Genomic DNA, 16,615 nt, shown 5'->3' with positions numbered 1-16,615 from the left:
GTTATCAATTTTTTTTTCAAAAAATGTTCTTGTCAGTTTAGAGTTTCAAATAAAGCCAAAAGCCTTTACTCCTCCAATTTCCTGGTTTTGATGTGACTGGATTTGGATTAACTTTGCCCTTCCCAAAAACAGGTAAAGTAAAATTATGGCAACAAAGTACGACTTAATAGTTATTGGAAGTGGACCGGGCGGTTATGTGGCAGCAATCAGAGCCTCACAACTCGGCATGAAAGTAGGTGTGGTAGAAAAAGCAGAACTGGGCGGAATTTGTTTGAACTGGGGCTGTATTCCCACAAAAGCACTGCTCAAAAGTGCTCAGGTATTCGAATATATTCAGCATGCCAGCGACTACGGAATTAAGGTAGATAAAGCCTCTGCCGATTTTGGAGCCATGGTGCAAAGAAGTCGTGATGTTGCCAATGGTATGAGCAAAGGGATCAACTTCCTTTTCAAGAAAAATAAAATTGATCATATAGTAGGTTTCGGAAAGCTCAAAGCCGGAAAGAAAGTAGAAGTAACAGCCGAAGACGGGTCTAAGACTGACTACTCTGCCGAGCATATAATTGTAGCCACCGGAGGCCGTGCAAGAGAATTGCCCCACATGCCAATCGATGGCAAGAAAATTATTGGCTACCGTCAGGCTATGTCTTTAGAAAAACAGCCAAAATCTATGGTGGTAGTTGGTTCAGGAGCTATTGGGGTAGAGTTTGCCTACTTCTATAACTCCATTGGCACTGAAGTAACCATTGTTGAGTATATGGATCGAATTGTTCCGGTAGAAGATGAAGAAGTATCGAAACAACTCGAAAGAACCTATAAAAAGGCAGGCATGAAGATCATGACCAATGCCGAAGTAACGGCCGTAGATACCAAAGGAAAAACTTGCAAAGTTTCGGTGAAAACCAAGAAAGGTGACGAGACTCTTGAGTGCGATGTGGTACTTTCAGCCGTAGGTATAAGCACAAATATTGAAGGCATTGGTCTGGAAGATGTAGGTGTGGCTACCGATAAAGGTAAAATTCTGGTAGACGACTATTACAAAACCAACATTCCCGGTGTATATGCCATTGGCGATGTAGTGCATGGGCCAGCTCTGGCACACGTAGCTTCGGCCGAAGGAATTATTTGTGTCGAAAAAATTGCCGGTCAACACGTAGAACCTTTGGATTACAACAACATTCCGGGTTGTACATATTGCCAGCCTGAAATTGCCTCTGTAGGCTATACTGAAAAAGCAGCTAAGGAAGCCGGTTATGAAGTGAAAGTGGGCAAATTCCCATTCTCTGCTTCAGGTAAGGCCAAGGCAGGAGGAGTGCCCGATGGTTTTGTAAAAGTGATTTTCGATGCCAAATACGGTGAGTGGCTGGGTGCCCACATGATTGGCGCCAACGTAACCGAAATGATTGCCGAAGTGGTAGCTGCCAGAAAGCTGGAAACTACAGGTCATGAGATCATTAAATCGGTACACCCTCACCCAACCATGTCTGAGGCCGTTATGGAAGCCACCGCAGCAGCTTATGACGAAGTAATTCACCTTTAATTCATGAAGTAAATCAAAGCCACTCCCCAACATATGGAAGAAAGTGAACTGGTGCTTCGGCTGAAGGATCGGGACAAAAATGCCATGGCTTATCTTTATGATAAGTACAGCGCAGCACTTTTGGGGGTGGCTTCAAGAATTATAAAAGATGATGACATCTCTGAAGAAGTTCTTCAGGATGTCTTCATGAAAATTTGGAATAAAATCGATCAGTACGATGCTTCCAGAGGCAGGTTCTTTACCTGGATGATGAACCTTACCCGGAATGCCGCTATCGATAAACTGCGGTCGAAAGAAATTTCCAGGTCGTCTAAAACCGACTCAATGGATGACTACGTATATAGAGTCGACAGCCGCAACAGCACCGAAATGCACACCGATGGAATAGGGGTGCGTGCCTTATTAAACGACTTGGTAGAAGAACAGAAGTTCATTCTGGAGAAGGTATATTTCGAAGGGTTCACTCACACAGAAATTGCTGAAGAATATGACATACCTTTAGGTACTGTTAAATCCAGGCTGCGCTCTGCCCTAAAACATATGAGAAAAAAGCTGGCTTAGCCGTGAATATAGAAGAATACATATCGTCAGGAATACTTGAGGCCTACGCACTCAACGAGCTCTCTGCAGAGGAAATGAGAGAAGTGGAGGCTGTTATGGCTAAGTATCCGGAAGTGAAAGCCGAGCTCAATGCTATTGAGAAGGCTTTTGAAGATATGGCTATGGCTACTCAGGTGGCTCCCAAACCTGAAATGAAAAAGGCTATTCTCGATAAAATCGATGAGCAGACTGCGCCTTCTGCAGAACAACCGACAACCCGGCAGGATACTCCAAAAGTAGTTTCCTTACCAGCCTCCCGGGGCTGGAAGTATGCAGTAGCAGCTTCGCTTGTGTTGGCGTTGGTAAGCGGTTATCTGGCCATTGACTACCGCAGCAAGTGGAAGTCGAGCAGCCAGGCCTATGCACAATTACTGGCCAGTAACTCGCAGATGGCCGAACAGTACAATCAGGTCAATCAAAAGCTCGATCAGCTGGAAACAGATTTCGGAATTTTGAGCAATCCCAACTTCAGAAGAATTGGTATGGCAGGCACTGACAATGCCAAAGAGGCTTATGCCGATGTATACTGGAACGAAACCACTGAAGAGCTCTATCTGAATATAGTCAACTTGCAAGAGTTGGCTGCCGACAAGCAGTATCAGCTCTGGGCTATAGTAGACGGTCAGCCGGTAGATGCCGGGGTGTTCGATTGGAATGCTGAGGGCTTGGTGAAAATGAAGCGCATTGCTCAATCGGCTGCTTTTGCTGTAACGGTAGAGCCCAAGGGAGGGAGCGAAAGTCCTTCGTTGGAAACCATGCAGGTATTGGGCAATGTAAAGAAGTCCTAGGTAGCTTTAGCCATCTCCACCCATTTTAAAACTTTTCCTGTTTTATCCATCTTCCAGAGAAAGTCATTCGTCAACCCGTGGGAGTCGTTTAGAGCTAAAGAGGAACGAGACAGAGTTTCCTCATGCAGTACCTTACCACATACATTGGAGTCTTCACCAAATGGCTTACTTCAACTGCAGTTTGTAGCGGATTGAGCATGCAGGCTAAATAGGTAGAGATGTTATTAAAAAAACCTGAGTTCGATGTACGAAAAGAACGTCATGCCGGAGAAACAGGTCTTAAACTCTCAAAAAGGGCTGTTTTATTTGGTCTCTCAACCGAGCCTAAATGAGATTGCGGATATTTTCCTTTGCGTATGTGAAGTTTTCAGAGGAAAATTCCGCAATGGCGTCCTAAGAGGAGATACTTTACTACTTACTTGCATCGAACTTAGGTTAAAATAAAAAAAGGAGCCTACCCATCTGGTAAGCTCCGACACCTCAACCAAAGTAGATTTAGGACATAATCGTATTCCTGATCTACGAATGCTTTCCTACTGATAATATCGCATATAGAACTACAGGGTTACTTACTTAAGTCGCAAGCAGTACATTTCTAAACCTTGCCTCCATTTGTGTCTTCACCAATGGCTGTTAAAAAACGCTGTGAGGACACCGCTTGTGGCTAGTATACTGGATCTAACAAATGCGATCTAAATGAGTAGCCCTATAAAACTATCTGAACTCCGGCCCTTCTATTCGATTGCAATGCGTTTTATTAGGTGAATGGGACTCGCATACAATAGACATACGAAGTCCATAGGTTTTTTAGATTTAGAAAGGTGTAATTTTCTTTCCCTAAGAGGCCCACTAAAACCTCACAGTGGCCGAAAGTCTGGCCTGAAACGGAGTGCCTGGTGTGAAGTGAATTTCAGATATAGGTTTTGCTTCGTTCCTTAGTTGCGATTCGGTTTCGAACTGTGCCTCCTTCCACGCAGCATTGGTCAGGTTTTCAATAGAAAGCCCCAATTCAAAGGCTCCCAGTGTATAGTTCAGTACAGCATCCATTAAAAAGTAGCCCTCCGCATGCAGGCTGTTGTCCTCATTGGCCGGGCGATTGTCCATGAACCGATACCTTAAGCTTCCGCTTAGGGTATTCGTCAATTCTGCAGTAAGCCCACCAATGCTTGTGAACGTGGGAGCCAGCGGAATGAAGTGTTCCCCTTCTGCCGTGCCAACTGCCCTCGGAATGGTGTAGTTAACATCTGAGGTAAAATAGAGCCAGGCATTGGCCTGATATCGTATACTCAAATCGATACCTTCCCTGCGTGTTTTGCCCGAAGGTTCAACTATGCCCGCATCGCCCACATAAACAAACTCCTGATCAAGATCGAGGCGCCATAAAGCAGCGTTTATGAGCAGTCGGTCAACAGGTTTCCAGTGAATGCCCACATCCACGCCATAAGCCTTTGGCAGAATCTCCCGCCCGGTTTGTTGAACAACCACCCGGCTGTCGTTGCTATGAAAGCCCAATCCGCTTTTAAGGTAAAGATTCAATCGCTCAGAGGCCTGGTAGCTCAACTGTAGTTTGGGACTTAACACACTTTTGTTAATGGCCTATCGCTCGTAGGTGGAAGATAGTTTGTTTCTATAGTCGAATGTAAAGTGGTCGAACCGTAACCCCGTAGTCATGGTAAATCGGGGAGAAAGGGTAAAAATTTCCTCAGCAAAGGCAAAAATGTTGGTTTCCTGCACATCGCCATAGGCAAGGTCTTCCAGTACAGTTTGGCGCTGCAATGTTCTGGAAAGACGTACATTCTCATTGATGTCGTGCCTGAAACCAACACCCAATTCAGTTTGTGCCGAAATACCCAACAGTTGGTGTTCCGTCCAATAGTTGTGGCGGGTTCCAAATATTTGCCGCTGCTCGCTTTGGGTTATTTGATCACCATTTTCCGGGTCATTAAGAAAGAAGGTGAAGTTAGAAACCAGTTCAAAGTCGTATTGAGTAAAATAGAACTGGCTTTCAGTCCAGGCGTCATTGCGTAGCTCTCGAGCCAATCGGGCATTTACATTCATTCTGCTTGTCATGCCCCCTTCTGTATCATCAATAGCTCCAAACCTCGAAATAGTACCACTCTCTACAGCTCTTTCAGGTATTTGGCCGGAGGCATCCCAGCTACTATTAAATGCCGACAACGAAATATCCAGCGTACGTTTGCTGTCCAGTCGTTGATGATATTTTAGCAATGCGTTTAGACGATTGAAGAACTGCGGGCTTTCGAAATACCCATCAGATCGAAAAAACTCAGTGGTCAGATAAAGGCTGGGAGCATAAGTTGTTTGGGGAGATATAAGGTTGAGAAGGCCCACGGTTCGAAATGTGCCGAACTGTCCGCCCTCTAGTTTTACCGAACTCTCCGAAAGTCTTTTTTTGGTAGAAAAGTGTGCATAACCAGCCGTGTTAAAATTGCCTATACTACTATAATATGGGCCTTTGTCGAAAGCTACCCGGTCTATGGTTTCGGGAATTACAAAATGGAGGTCGGCATAGCCCTGCCCATGGGCATGAGAAACCATATTCACCGGCATGCCATCTACCTCCAGGGAAATGTCGGTTCCGTGGTCAATGTCAAATCCTCTTAGAAATATCTGCTCGGCCTTGCCTCCTCCGGCATGTTGAGCTATGAATAGCCCCGGAACAATTTTTAGTACATCCTGAGAAGTTTGTATAGGCCTTAGCCGAAGGTCCATTGCCGAAAATGAGGTGGCATTGTACTGAAGGTTCTGACTCACTTCTACATCTTCCATACGAACAACTTCCGGCTGCATGGTTACTTCGATAGATTGAGGACTACCTGAAGCTACGGTGAAAGGAATGATTTTCTTTGCGAAACCTACGAAACTGATTTCCAGGGTGTATTCGCCATTAGGAAGGTTTTTAAACTGAAAGATGCCCATAGCATTGGCTGTGGTGCCTACATTCAATTCTTGAATGTAAATAGTAGCTGCCGGAAGTGGTTCTGCGTTTTCAGCATCCCTTACAGTTCCTGCAACTGTATGTTGCTGCCCATAGCCAATTGTACATACTAAAAGGCCAATAAGGCATATAAATAGGGTAAATGATTTCATAATTAGTGCATTTTAGATTGGAAAGACATAGGAGTTCCTGCCCGGCTCACGAGTCGGTAGGTTAATGGGTTATGGCTGTTCAGGCACTGGGGGGAGGGGTTGGAGTGGGTAGTTCGGGCGTAGTATAAAAGGTTGGGTAGAGAGTGGTGTTTTTGGTTTTCTTTATGGTAAAGGAAAAACTGAAGCTGCTGATTAGGGGTAACACAAAACCATAGAGGCTCAGGCGGTTTTCATTAGTGTGCGATTCTTCTTGCCTTTGTTCGTGCTGAGGCTTAATCCATGCACAGTGATCATCTATGGCATGCTCTACATCTAAAGAAGTGTTTGGGTGATGATGATGAACTCTGTTGGCCAAAGAGTGCAGTGCTTTATGGGTAAAATAAGCGCCTGCATAACCGAATATCAGTATGCAGAAATAGCCCCATAAAACAACTGCCGTTAGCTTTCTCACTTAAAATGACTTTAGGGCCTTTTCAATGGCTTGAGCAGTTATGGGGCCAAGCTCATACGCGGCATCGTTAGCCTCCTTGAGTAACTGTCTGGCGCGTCTGGTTTTTCCATTGGCCTTGTAGATCATGCCCAGGTGATAAACAGCTTCAGGCTCGCTGGTTTTGTCCTCCACAAATTGCTGAGCCATACGTAATGCTTCCTCTTTTTCTCCATTGTGCAATTTGGCCCATGCCAAAAGACTATATACTTCCGGTGTGGGGCGCGAATCTTTTTCCGCTTCAGCCCGAGCTACAGCCCGCTTTGGAGAATTCAGATCCTCGGCATCGAGAAGTATGAGATATTTGCTGTACATGTGGCCATATTTTGGCTGAGAAACCTCTGTATAGAACTGTTTTCTAAGTTTCAGTGCTTGCTCCTTTTTGCCACTATAGTCAGCCAAATCAGCCAGCAAAAGATTGAGTTCAGGGTTGTGGTGTTTTTGGTTTATCAGTTGCAGTATGACTTCTGCCTCACTTACTTTCCCTTCGTGTGAATATAAAATCCAGGCAATTCCTTGCCATGAGTGCCAGTGTGTTGGGTCTTTTTGCAATACATCCAGATAGGCTCCATAAGAGTCAGCAATTCGGCCTGCATGGCCATATAGATCACCTAAATTAGATAGCGACCAAAGGGAGAGCTCCGGGTGGTTTTTTACTCGCGCATGGGCTTTTTCCATCAGCTCAATGGCCAATTCAAGATTTCCGTCATGATCGGCCAATTTTGAGGCTCGAATGAGGTACTGAAAGCTGTTTCGTTGGATTTGGCCGTTCAGAATACTCCTCGCACGGTCATAGTCGCCAACCTCCATAGACGCGTCAAAAATGAGATTGAAAGAAGCAGACTTCATGTCGCCTTCCAAAAGAGCTGCTTCTCCGTAGTTTTTAGCCGCAACAAATTGGTGGCGGGTAATGGCGTTTACACCAAGTGCCTGGTAGGTAGCGGCATTAGAGAATGGGTTGCGAGATTCTACAAGGGCATAAAGACTGTCTGCCTTGAAAATGTATTCAACGTTTCCTTCTGCCTTAAAGAGGCGGCTATATGCGGCAGCAAGTTTACTCAGATAGGTAATGTTATTAGGGGCCGCTTTAAGTTTATCGGACCAAAAGTGAATGTCTGATTGTAGAAGAGTGTCGCGTTCATTTGTTGCTGCTTGTAAAAGATGGGCATAGTCAGATTTCAAAACTATTGATGAATTGCTCTGTTTTGGCTCACAAGCCATTATTAAGAACAGCAGCGAAAAGGTGGGTAGTATTATTTTTTTCATATCGTTGAGTTTAAGTCGAAAGGAGAAATACTCCGTGCTTATAGTTTTGCCTAAGCACGGAGTGTTAAGCTTTACCAAGGAGAAGCCAGGTAAGGGAATGTGGTCAGAAACGCCTTATCATTGCTATCTACATGATCATCAGTAAGTCCCGGGTTTTCCGAGCCGTCAGACCCTCCAAAGATCAATAGCAATTCTACAGAGATAACGTCATCGGCTAGTGCCCTTCCTGTCAATACGTTGGTGCCATCAAAGAAAGTGGTGGTTCCATCCAAGGATACGGAAAGCACATCGGTGGCCAATACGGTGGTAAACGTTGCGGCATCCAGACCCAGGGCATTGGTGCTATAATTAGGGTTTAAGGCCAAAAGTCTGGCTTCGAAAGCCGATTGATAAGCGGCCCCCTGAGCACTCGGAGCAGTGGTGTTAAAGTTGTCTTTCATGGAGCTGCCTACAAATACTGTGTTAATGGCAGGTCGCCCCATTTGATCTTCCTGAGTGTACATAGAAGGCATTTCCGGTGTGGTATCGTCATTTTTACATGAAATCATGGTTAGGGCCAGAATAGCGGCTACCGCGACTATTGCTGTTTTTTTATTTATGCTTTTCATCATTGTTCTGTTAAAGGTGAATTGGTTATTGTTTTCTGTTGCTGGTTACCCAGGTGTTGATTGTGCCTGAACCGCCAATCATTGATTTGGGAACCTCTATAACTACCGACATTACGTTAGTGCCTGCAAAAGTGTCTGTTCCCGGATCATTGAAACTGGAGGCATTTCCGGCAATGATCTCTCCGTACTGAGCAAAATCCATGAAGAACGGATCGTCTCTGGGGCCGGCAAATAGCTTTACTCCATTTTGGTTGCCAATTGAAGCATTAGATCCGTAAGCCGTAATGTTGGTAGAAACAGTATTAGCACTGGTTACCAGGGTACTGCTGGTACCTGTAGAGACCGGGGCAACAGGGCCATAAGCAGTTACCATTCCGTTTTCGAAGGTGCACTGAATCACCAGATCTTCCACAGCATCATCATTCGTATCAATATTAAATTCCACCATCACGTTTTCGTCAAAGGTGGCACCGGCACTGGCTGAGGGAGATAACAAGCCCTGAAGGTTGGCTACAAAGACAATGTTTGAATTGTTTTCTGGGCTTTGAAAGGCGTAGAAATCGGTAATGTCTGAGGTAGTTTCAGTTACACCCGGAGCATCAATGTGATCTGCTGCGTAGATCAGTGCTGTGGCAAACAGTATTGCACAGCTCAGCAAAAGGATTGTTTTCTTTTTCATAATGTTTGATTTGAAAATTGGAAGCGTGTGAGCTGCCAATGCGTTAAGAATTGTTGTTTTCTTTGTGCTTACTTACGAGGTGGTTGCCGGCTCCGGATTGAGGGGATGAGTAAGTTTTTTTGAAAACTAGAAAACACATGGATCTAAAAATTGGCGTAAAGACCGAAAAATGGATGTTTGGGATAGCTTCAGTAGTGGTGGGGTTAACTCTCGTTTTGCTATATATAGTAGAACCTCAAAACCTGCCAAACCCTGTACTCAGCGAATATTTGAGTAAATTTGGGCTGTACCTGTTTGGTCTGGTGTGGTTAAGAGGTTTGTGGAAGCTCACACTAGACAAAAAACTACCCTCACAAAAACAAGAAAAATGAGTCTTGATATTTCTACGCCAGCATTGCTGTTTCCTGCCATTACCCTGCTTTTATTAGCTTTTACCAATCGCTTTGTGGCTCTGGCCACCTTAGTGAGGGGTTTGAGGGTGCGGTATAAAGAAGCTCCTGAAATGCGCAAGACCATTTTCGGTCAGATTAAAAACCTGAGGCTTCGCTTGTTGCTTATTCGCAATATGCAGGCCCTTGGTATTGCAAGTTTCTTTTGTTGCGTGCTCTCTATGGTGCTTATGTACTTAGGCAGACAAGTAGTTGCAGATTACGTATTTGGAGCCAGTCTTTTTCTGTTACTTGGTTCGCTTCTCCTTTCTTTTATCGAAACCCAAATTAGCACCAGGGCTATCAACCTGGAACTGAGAGATTTAGAAGAAAACTCTTCCTCTGCCTCTTAATAGACATTTTACACTTCTTTTTACCCTGCACCGAAGTTTCAAATGTTGGTCAGCCGACCGGCATGATATCGCTTAGTAAAATTGGTAAATGCATGGCCATAGTGCCATTCGCTAGGTTTACATAGCCCTTTTGTTCCGGCTAAAAAAGAATTTATATACAAAAATACTTGTGCAGACAAGTATTTTTGTATAAGTTTGGTCTGACTTACAACCACTATGGATTTCGGTAAGGCTCTCTTTCACCTCAATAACAATCTCGGCTACAATCTATATCGCGCGTATTTGCTCTTTCATAGGGAGCTGATCAGAGCGTTGAAGGCGTATTCGGTAACGCCCGAGCAGTGGCAGGTGTTGATTATTTTATGGAACCATGGAAGCGTGACCCCTACCGAGATTAGCCGGGTTACGCTCCAGGATCTTCCATCCATATCGCGCATGTTGGTGCGTATGGAAAAAAACGGCTGGGTAACCCGGGTCGATAATGAGGAAGATGGGAGATCTTTTCATGTACAGCTTACCGAAAGAGGGAGGAGAAGTAAGAATGAAATGATTATTAAACTGGATAATCACTTCAACGGGTTCTTAAAAGAAGTGCCCAAAGGCATGCACAATGCCATAAAGAACGAACTGCTTCAATTGCGGAGCAAGTTAGGAGATTACACACCCATTGAGTGACAGACGGTCCGGTCATTTAAGGTGCTTGCACCATAATCTCTTCATATGTTTAGGTTGAAACGGAGAGGATTACCGAGGCAGTAGACATAAGGTTTGCTGCCTCGGAAATGACTTCACTTTTTCTCTTGTGCTTTGTTTCTTCTCCATGTACTTTCGGGTAAAAAAGATGTTTCTGCGAAAATCCTTCCCCCAGATTCTTATTCTCTTCTGCTTTCTATACGCTTGCTCTTCGCCCAAACAGGATAGTTCAACGGCTTCAGAAACCAAAGGGATAGTCATTCCCAAAGGCCAATTGACTGAGCTTATCCAATGGTCGGAAGATCGGATTCCGTTGGTGAGCGCTCACAGGGGTGGGCCATATCCCGGCTACCCGGAAAATGCCATAGAGACGTTCGAATACATAGCCTCTCAAATTCCTACGGTTATAGAATGTGATATTGCTATGACCAAAGATTCAGTGCTCATAATGATGCATGACAATACGCTAGACCGAACTACCAACGGGAGTGGCAGAGTATTGGAAGTAGACTATGAGTATGTACAATCGTTGAATTTGGTAGACAATGAGGGGCAAATTACGGCCTGTAAGGTGCCAACCTTGAATGACGTATTGCAATGGGCAAGAGGTAAGGCTGTATTAACTCTGGATGTAAAACGAGGTGTACCTTTTGAGCGAGTAGTAGAGGCTGTGCAAGAGATGGAAGCACAGGACTACTCAATTATTATAACCTATGGGGCTCGCGATGCAGCCCTGGTATATTCGCTGGATCCTTCGCTCAAACTCTCCGTAAGTCTGGGCTCTCAGGAGGCCTATGAGGCTCATAGGGCTGCTGGTATTCCTGATGAACAAATGGTTGCTTTTGTGGGGGTGTCAGAACCATCACCGGAATGGTTCGATTTTTTACATCGCAAAGGGATTACCTGCATATTGGGAGTATTAGGAAACCTGGATAGGAAGGCCATAGCACAAGGAGATTCTACATATTTAGGCTATATTCAACGTGGTGCAGATATTCTGGCTACAGACCGTCCTCTGGAGGCGGCTAAAGCTATTGAGTTGGCTGTGCCGGAGACCAGTACAAAAGCAAAATTTTTCTATGGATATTGATTTAAGGAGTGATACGCTAACCCGGCCCACACCGGCCATGCATGAAGCGATGATGTCGGCTAAGGTGGGCGATGATATGTTTGGAGAAGACCCGACTGTGGCGGCCTTGGAGGAGAAAGCTGCCCGAATGTTTGGTAGAGATGCTGCCCTGTATTGTGCTTCCGGTACCATGACCAATCAAATAGGTATCCGATTGCACTGCCAAATTCAGGACGAGGTGATCTGTCATAAATATTCACACATCTATTTGTATGAGTCAGGTGGTATTATGGCCAATGCCGGGGCTTCCGTTCGGTTGCTGGAGGGCGATCGTGGCTTAATTACGGCTAAAGATGTAGAGGCTGCTATTCAGCCAGATGATATCCACTCTCCGGTTTCCAGATTGGTTTCGTTGGAAAATACGATGAACAAGGGAGGTGGAAGCTGCTACGATATGGACGAGATTTGGGCCATTCGAGAGACATGCCATGAGCATGGACTTGCTTTACACCTGGATGGGGCACGCCTCTTCAATGCACTGGTGGCCAAAGGACAAAATGCAAAGGAATATGGAGAGGTGTTCGATACCATTTCCATATGCCTGAGCAAGGGGCTTGGGGCTCCGGTTGGGTCATTACTCATTGGTGGGCATGACGATATTAAGCGGGCCAGAAGAATTCGAAAAGTAATGGGTGGAGCCTGGCGGCAGGCCGGATATATTGCCGCAGCTGGTTTGTATGCACTGGAGCATCATATAGAGCGATTGGTGGAAGACCATAACAAAGCCAAAGAAATGGCCAAGGTGCTGCGAGGGCTGAATTATGTGGAGGAAGTACTGCCTTGCGAAACCAATATTTTAATTTTTAAACTAACGGATAAGTATACCAATAGTACTTTTTTAAATAAGCTGGCAGAAAATGGAATTCTGGCTTTTGGCTTTGGCCCCCAGCTTATTCGTTTTGTGACACATTACGATTTTACCGATGATCACCTCACCAAAACAATTGAGGTGCTGAAAAAACTATAAATGAAGAAGATAATCCTCCTTGCTCTACTGGCTCTTATTACAGCTTGTGGATCAAAGAAAACCGAACAGCAAGTGGCAAAACCAGAAACTGACGAAGCCATATTATTTGTAGGTACCTATACCAAGAAAGAGGGCCATGTAGATGGTCAGGGTGAAGGAGTGTATGTGTATAGCATGAATAAAAAGACGGGTGCTATTGCCTATAAAAGTACGAGTGAACGGGTGATTAGCCCGTCTTATTTGGCCGTACATCCTAGTGGAAACTATGTATATGCGGTAAATGAATTTGACGGGGGAGAAGATAGCTTTGCTGCTGTCACTGCTTTTTCTTATGACCATGAAAGCTATACGCTGTCTTATGTTAATGAGACTTCGAGTATGGGGCAATATCCTTGTCATTTGAGCATAGACAATACGGGGAAGTTTGTTATGGTAGCCAACTATGTTGGAGGTAGTGTGGTTTTGTTGCCCATTGAAGAAGGTGGAATGCTTGGGACATATACTTCGTACAAAAAACATGAGGGTGGCTCTGAACACCCCAGACAAGAGGCTCCGCACGCTCACCAAATTATTCAGCATCCGAAGAGCGGTTTGGTGGCTGCCGTAGATCTTGGTGCCGATAAAATTTACGCCTATGAGTTGGATACACTCAGCAGAACCCTCAATTATTTGAGAGACTTTATTAACCCACCAAGAATGGCAGGGCCCAGACACATTGTTTTTCATCCTGAAAAAGATATTGTCTACGTGTTGAATGAACTCATTGGAACGATTGAAGTAGCCACTTTCTCTGATAGCCTCCGTCTGGAGCAAAAGGTGCAGATGATTGCCCTGCAAGAACATGACGATAAAAGAGAGCCTTCAGGAGCAGCCATTAAGATTCATCCGAATGGACAGTTTCTTTACGCTTCCAATAGAGGTGAGATTAATGAAATTCTTGCCTTCAAAATAGGTGGTAATGGTGAGCTGATAAAAATCGGTGCTTATCCATCGCAAGGAAAAACACCAAGGGACTTTGAGATTGATCCATCAGGTAAGTTTATGCTTGTGGCCAATCAGGATACCAACACCATTGTGACCTATGAAATCAATCAGGAAACCGGTGAGCTTATTGATACGGGTTATATCGAAGAAGTACCTACCCCGGTTTGTATTAAATTCCTAGTTCAGTGATCAAGAAGAGGGTTCTTTATATTGGAGCCTTATTGGTGATTATATTATATGCGTATAGAATCTACCGAGACAATATACTTTTCGGTGATACTATCATCTTCTATCAAAATCAATCAGAAATTGAGCCATATGGTATAAAGTATAATGATTTTAGAGAAGCTGTTGGACTCGAGAAATTACCAGGTGATTGGATTACGAAATCAACTTCACAAAAGCCAGGGCCTTTTTTTGGGAGAAGGCATCTACAAGATCATTATTGGACAACTCAAGTCTTGAATCCTCTTTATGAGGTAAGCGTAACCTTAGGGCATTATGAGAAGGAAATTAGAAGGTTCGATAATAAGTTGATTTACGAAGTTGACCGATACAGAGTCAATTATATTGATACCGGCTACATTCTTGAAAGGAAATATAACTATCAATATGAACCGCATTGGAAAGTTACTTTGGTAATGACTTACGGAGATACAACGCAAGATATTCGAGTAATACCAGTTGCCCCTGAAGACTTCGATAGTCTGAGAAACTGGGCCATCCAATAGGGCTGATGAGTTTTGTTTTATAAGTTCCTCCTCCGCCCTTTGGGCACCTCCTCCAGTGGAGGATTGAAGGCTGGGGAACTATGCAAATGATAATCAATATTGGTGAAAACTGTTGCTGGCGCTGATTCCCCTCCTTGATAAGGAGGAGCCAGGGGTCGTCATTGCCACAGGTGGTGTCCTCACCACGTGTTTGAATCCGTATCACTACATAAGTGTTTAACTTTTGCTTCAAATAATTACAGGCCTCTAGCCTATAGCAAGAATTGAGTCTGGTGCTTTTGCTGTGTCATGGTGGGGACACCATGACTGGCGACAGTAGGGGAGCCATGACTGGCGAAAAAATGTCAAAGTCAGAATAGTGCCTGGTCGCCACAATCGGTGTCCTCACCGATTAATCTGATCAGAAGAACCCTCCTACGCCCGTCTCCCAGTCTTTACTATAACGAGCGGCCCTCCTAATACGGGTGGGCTTGTTTCAGCTTGTGCTTGAGAAGACTATTTAGATATTTCGATTACTTCAAAATCAGGTCCAGTTGTCCAAGGAGGTTTCATACTTGAAGATTCTATGTGTAATCCCTCAATATCAGACAGAGTAATAGTGATGTAGGTTTTTGATATATCTAATGAGATCGAATCTGCCAACTTCAAAGAAGGAGCTGTCACTATAAGCAAGTCCCCTTCCTCAAAGCTTCCTTTTAGTTCAAGTTTTTTAGACCAGCGATGGGTTATTAATTGCTGATTAATTGAACCTTCATATAGAAGGTCTTTATTCAAACAGATTGAAACTTCCAGTGAACTATTTTTCAGAGTATAATTTTTAATGAAGATTTTCTGGGTTTGAGGTTTTAGTGTTGGCCAAATGAATAGTAGGTACAGCAAGGCTACTACTACGGCTATTATTGGTGCTCTAAGCTTTTGTTTCACCCTGGTGATTCTGAAAATTAACAGATTAATAGAGATGGCTATAAGGCTAATGGTGGCAACAAATAATATTTTCAGTAGTGGATCCAATTTACTTTAGCTTTATGACCTTCCCACTCTTAGCACTTTTCATAGCAGCATCAAGAATTTCCATTACCACCATATTATTCTGAAGAGCAGAGAGGTCGGCATCTTGTGGTGTAATTTGTCCACGGACAACTGCTGCTAGAAGTGTGAATGGATCATCATTCGGGCTTTCCTTTTTCAGGTCGGTTAGTTTCTGTTCCTGGGCATTGTCTCCCAAGCGATAGCGGATGGTGCTGCTATTGTCCGCAAAAATCTGTCCGCTGACACCATAAACTTCTATGTCCTTGCGGGAAACGGGCCAGTTCCATGAGGCCTGAATGATCACCTGTGTTTTGGGGTATTGTAAAATAATAGTAGCCTCGTCATCCACTTTAGGATAGATATCTGGCTTATTGGTAGCAGTCATGGCGAAAACGGATTGGGGCTTTTCTCCCTTCATCAGCCATGTGGCCAGATTGGCTCCCTAACAGCCAAAGTCTGTTAGGGCACCTGCACCATTATACTTAGGATCGATGAGCCATTCTAAAAACTCTACATTCACTCCAATCTCCTTTGGTCCAGGGTGTCCGTCATGTACCACAATCTTGCGGATATCGCCTATCATATTGTCTTGATGCACCATTTCATAAGCCTTCAAGTTGCTGCCGTACCAGGTGGTTTCATAATTAGTCAGCAAATGGATGTTGTGCTTTTTCGCTAGAGCCTGCATTTTCTTAGCATGAGCTAGAGAAACAGCCAGTGGCTTTTCTACCATCACATGAATGCCTTTCGGGGCGAAGAATTCGACTACTTCCAGGTGATCGTAAATAGTACCAAAAGCGGTTACTGCTTCGGGTTGAACCTCTTGCATCAAAGCCTCCATGGTCGGGTATACTATATCCATAGAAAAGCCGTGTTGTTTGGTGTATCTCTCAGCCAGGTCGGTGTTTGGTTCTACAATGCCGATTATTTCTATATCGCCACGGTCTTCCCTGCCAAGAATCCAATGCACATGGGTGTGAGTGAGCCCGATAACAGCCACTTTTACAGGAGGATTTTGTTCCTGAGCTTTCATCATTGCGAAGGAAAAGATAGTCAGGATAAAAGTAATTACGCGTTTCATAGCGGAATTTAGGAAAAGTGTCTTAAATCATCTCTAGGTCCTCTTTCCATATAAAAAATGTCTAAGTGAGAATAACACATGGCTGCCACAATCGGTGTCCTCACCGATTGCCGGGTGTTTTAGGATCGTTTTTGTATGGCT

General features: G+C 44.3%; 17 protein-coding genes and 1 pseudogene. 10 read left to right on the top strand and 8 right to left on the bottom strand.

What is annotated here, in order from left to right; translation table 11 throughout:
- Nucleotides 1–145 precede the first annotated feature (145 nt).
- Genes lpdA through IE164_RS00880 form a run of 3 tightly spaced genes read left to right on the top strand, consistent with a single transcriptional unit; the run spans nt 146 to nt 2,928 of the window.
- On the top strand, nt 146–1,540 hold the full coding sequence (gene lpdA / locus IE164_RS00890) for a dihydrolipoyl dehydrogenase (protein ID WP_189628298.1): 1,395 nt from the start codon (nt 146–148) through the stop codon (nt 1,538–1,540).
- Nucleotides 1,541–1,573: 33 nt separating this feature from the next.
- Nucleotides 1,574–2,101 carry an RNA polymerase sigma factor gene (locus IE164_RS00885; RefSeq protein ID WP_189628297.1) on the top strand — a complete coding sequence of 176 codons (528 nt, stop codon included), beginning with the start codon at nt 1,574–1,576 and terminating at the stop codon, nt 2,099–2,101.
- Nucleotides 2,102–2,103: 2 nt separating this feature from the next.
- Nucleotides 2,104–2,928, top strand: coding sequence for an anti-sigma factor (locus tag IE164_RS00880; RefSeq protein WP_189628296.1), 825 nt, complete (start codon nt 2,104–2,106; stop codon nt 2,926–2,928).
- Between the two features lie 849 nt (nt 2,929–3,777).
- On the opposite strand, the pseudogene IE164_RS00875 reads toward IE164_RS00880, so the two are convergent.
- From IE164_RS00875 to IE164_RS00855, 5 genes and pseudogenes are all read right to left on the bottom strand, one after another.
- Nucleotides 3,778–6,039, bottom strand: a pseudogene (locus tag IE164_RS00875) (TonB-dependent receptor).
- A 79-nt stretch (nt 6,040–6,118) separates the two neighbouring features.
- Entirely contained in the window at nt 6,119–6,490 is a 372-nt protein-coding gene (locus IE164_RS00870) for a hypothetical protein (RefSeq protein WP_189628295.1), read from the bottom strand.
- A complete protein-coding gene (locus IE164_RS00865; protein ID WP_189628294.1) occupies nt 6,491–7,792 on the bottom strand; it encodes a tetratricopeptide repeat protein in 1,302 nt (433 codons plus the stop codon). It lies immediately after the preceding gene.
- 71 nt (nt 7,793–7,863) lie between these two features.
- Nucleotides 7,864–8,403, bottom strand: coding sequence for a DUF4331 family protein (locus tag IE164_RS00860; protein ID WP_229838474.1), 540 nt, complete (start codon nt 8,401–8,403; stop codon nt 7,864–7,866).
- A 22-nt stretch (nt 8,404–8,425) separates the two neighbouring features.
- On the bottom strand, nt 8,426–9,079 hold the full coding sequence (locus IE164_RS00855) for a DUF4331 family protein (RefSeq protein ID WP_189628293.1): 654 nt from the start codon (nt 9,077–9,079) through the stop codon (nt 8,426–8,428).
- Between the two features lie 137 nt (nt 9,080–9,216).
- Between IE164_RS00855 and IE164_RS00850 the strand changes: the two genes are divergently transcribed.
- The 7 genes from IE164_RS00850 (at nt 9,217) to IE164_RS00820 (ending at nt 14,364) form a co-directional block, all read left to right on the top strand.
- Entirely contained in the window at nt 9,217–9,450 is a 234-nt protein-coding gene (locus IE164_RS00850) for a hypothetical protein (RefSeq protein WP_189628292.1), read from the top strand.
- A complete protein-coding gene (locus tag IE164_RS00845; protein ID WP_189628291.1) occupies nt 9,447–9,860 on the top strand; it encodes a DUF2721 domain-containing protein in 414 nt (137 codons plus the stop codon). Before IE164_RS00850 ends, IE164_RS00845 begins: the two co-directional genes overlap by 4 nt.
- 216 nt (nt 9,861–10,076) lie before the next feature.
- Complete coding sequence (locus tag IE164_RS00840) at nt 10,077–10,535, top strand: MarR family winged helix-turn-helix transcriptional regulator (RefSeq protein ID WP_189628290.1); 459 nt, start codon at nt 10,077–10,079, stop codon at nt 10,533–10,535.
- A 166-nt stretch (nt 10,536–10,701) separates the two neighbouring features.
- Nucleotides 10,702–11,643 (top strand): glycerophosphodiester phosphodiesterase family protein, encoded by a 942-nt coding sequence (locus tag IE164_RS00835; protein WP_189628289.1) that lies wholly within the window; start codon nt 10,702–10,704, stop codon nt 11,641–11,643.
- Nucleotides 11,633–12,649, top strand: coding sequence for a threonine aldolase family protein (locus IE164_RS00830; RefSeq protein ID WP_189628288.1), 1,017 nt, complete (start codon nt 11,633–11,635; stop codon nt 12,647–12,649). The genes IE164_RS00835 and IE164_RS00830 overlap by 11 nt, the downstream gene beginning before the upstream one ends.
- Nucleotides 12,650–13,822: a lactonase family protein gene (locus IE164_RS00825; protein ID WP_189628287.1), complete on the top strand. Its 1,173-nt coding sequence runs from the start codon at nt 12,650–12,652 to the stop codon at nt 13,820–13,822. It begins immediately after the preceding gene.
- A 272-nt stretch (nt 13,823–14,094) separates the two neighbouring features.
- The gene (locus IE164_RS00820) at nt 14,095–14,364 is read left to right on the top strand and encodes a hypothetical protein (protein WP_189628286.1); all 270 of its coding nucleotides are present in this window, start codon (nt 14,095–14,097) and stop codon (nt 14,362–14,364) included.
- A 495-nt stretch (nt 14,365–14,859) separates the two neighbouring features.
- Here the strand turns inward: IE164_RS00820 and IE164_RS00815 are convergent, their stop codons facing one another.
- From IE164_RS00815 to IE164_RS18585, 3 genes are read right to left on the bottom strand one after another with little or no spacing between them, the layout of a single operon-like run.
- Nucleotides 14,860–15,375 carry a hypothetical protein gene (locus IE164_RS00815; RefSeq protein ID WP_189628285.1) on the bottom strand — a complete coding sequence of 172 codons (516 nt, stop codon included), beginning with the start codon at nt 15,373–15,375 and terminating at the stop codon, nt 14,860–14,862.
- A gap of 1 nt (nt 15,376) precedes the next feature.
- The gene (locus IE164_RS18590; RefSeq protein ID WP_373298960.1) at nt 15,377–15,826 is read right to left on the bottom strand and encodes a Gfo/Idh/MocA family protein; all 450 of its coding nucleotides are present in this window, start codon (nt 15,824–15,826) and stop codon (nt 15,377–15,379) included.
- 9 nt (nt 15,827–15,835) lie between these two features.
- Nucleotides 15,836–16,474, bottom strand: coding sequence for a Gfo/Idh/MocA family protein (locus tag IE164_RS18585; RefSeq protein WP_308440949.1), 639 nt, complete (start codon nt 16,472–16,474; stop codon nt 15,836–15,838).
- Nucleotides 16,475–16,615 lie beyond the last annotated feature (141 nt).

This window comes from Roseivirga thermotolerans, from assembly GCF_014653175.1.
In the GTDB taxonomy this organism is placed as follows: Bacteria; Bacteroidota; Bacteroidia; order Cytophagales; family Cyclobacteriaceae; genus Roseivirga; species Roseivirga thermotolerans.
Note: the sequence above shows the minus strand (reverse complement) of the source record. Positions and strands in the feature narration are given on the sequence as shown.